Origin of the sequence: Actinosynnema sp. NPDC023658, assembly GCF_040639995.1 — a bacterium.
Classification (GTDB): domain Bacteria; phylum Actinomycetota; class Actinomycetes; order Mycobacteriales; family Pseudonocardiaceae; genus Actinosynnema.
In genome coordinates this window covers 1-1,743 of record NZ_JBFAAX010001106.1, presented here as the reverse complement: position 1 = coordinate 1,743, position 1,743 = coordinate 1, and the positions used below count along the sequence as shown (strand labels likewise).

Below are 1,743 nucleotides of genomic sequence, written 5' to 3'. Positions count from 1 at the left end.
GCCCCCCGCCCCCCCCCCGACGGCGGGGGGGTTGGGGGGGGTGGAGCCCAGTCGTTTTTGTTCCCCCCGCGGGGGGGGGCCGGGGTCGTCTGCGGGGGTGGGGCCGGGACCCCCCGTCGGCGGCAGCTGGCCCGTCATCCGGCCGGAGGCGGGCATGTGCTGCGTGGGGCCGTCCGCCGGCATCGGCCGGGCCGGCGCGTTCGCCGGGACCTGCTGGGCGGGGGTGTTCGCCGGCACCTGCTCGGTGGGGGCGTTCGCGGCGCGCGCCGCGTCCTCGCGACCGCGCTGGTAGGCCGCGGCGTGGGCGCGGGCCTGGGGGATCTCCTGCTCGGCCTTGCTCAGCCACCGCTCCCAGCGCTGCTGCATCGGCCGGACCAGGCCGCCGCCGACGCCGATCACGGCGATGCCGCCGATGGTCGCCAGGACGGTGATCAGCACCGGGGTGGTGACCGCGGTCGCCACGCCGATCTGGTTCAGCGCGGCGATGACACCCAGGCCGATGATGAAGATCGAGGCGGTGGTGGCCACCACGTGGCCGTAGGACAGACCGCCCAGGGCGTTGCCGACGACGTCCTTGACCGCCTTGGCGATCGCGGCGGCGACCACCACGATGATGATCGCCACAGCGGCGCGCGGCAGCCAGGCGACAATGCCGGTCAGCAGCGCGGACACCGGGTTGGGGCCCCACACGCCGAACGCGATCTGCAGCGTGATCAGCAGCACCGCGTAGTAGACCAGCTTGGCGATGAGGTCGGACGCGTCGTACTTCGAGCGCTCCAGCGCCCGCTTGACGCCACCGCGCTCCACGACGCGGTCGAACCCGACCCGCTCCAGGACCTTGTCCACGACCTTGGCCAGGAACTTGGCGATGACGAAGCCGATCACCAGGATCAGCAGGAAGCCCACCAGCTTGGGCACGAACGTGATCACCGCGCGCCAGGCGTCGGACAGACCCTGCCCGAAGTCCACGGCGGCCAGTGCCGAGGTTGACATGTCCGGTCGGTCCTTCCCTCGTCGGTCTGCTCACGAGCCTTCGCGCCCCCACAGGCGGTCGGGCGGCGGGCGGTCACAGTTCGGCTACCCACCCAGACGACGATGACCACCCAGCTCCGGCATCTCACCCGCATGGAGTAACCGGAGTGACCGGTGAGGCGTGGACTTCTACTCACCGTGTCTGTAGCGCCGGGAGGTGGCCCGGGTGGTCGACTCGGTGGCGGGCTCCCTGACGGTCGGGCACGTCACGGCGGTCAGGCCACGCGCCCGATCGTGAAGTCGTCGACCATGACCCAGGAGTACCCGCCCGGCGACCAGAAACCGACGAACGCGGTGTAGGTGACCGGGCCCGGGTACAGGCGGTCCTCCGCGGTGCAGCGGGAGGGGAAGCGCACGGACAGCCGCTGGTACCAACCGGTCAACGGGCCGAACCGGGTCTCGCTGCGCACCACCTCGGCCGGGCGGTCGCGGACGCCGAAGTAGCCCGCGGTCACGTTCGTCGAGGTCCACACGTAGGCGCCCAGCTCCAGCGTGGCGCAGGTGGGCACGACGACGTGCTGGGCCAACGCGTTCCACTGCGCGGTGCTCCACGACTCCAGGTAGGCGTCGTTGGCCATGGTGTACGCGACGCCGGCGGCGCGGTCCACCCCCTTGGGGTCGGGCCCCTCCGTGCACCAGCCCGGCACCGCCGTGCCGTCGGCCGCCGCCTCGAAGTTCGCGTTCGGCATGCTCATCATCCAGCCGTCGCAC

The 1,743-nt window shown here is 72.3% G+C and carries 1 protein-coding gene and 1 pseudogene; both read right to left on the bottom strand.

Annotated features, from left to right (window positions below):
- Positions 1-258 precede the first annotated feature (258 nt).
- A pseudogene (locus AB0G02_RS38560) lies at positions 259-993 on the bottom strand (hypothetical protein); the annotation flags it as partial.
- 254 nt (positions 994-1,247) lie between these two features.
- A partial coding sequence (locus AB0G02_RS38555; RefSeq protein WP_360804963.1) for a hypothetical protein occupies positions 1,248-1,743 on the bottom strand: 496 nt, incomplete at its 5' end.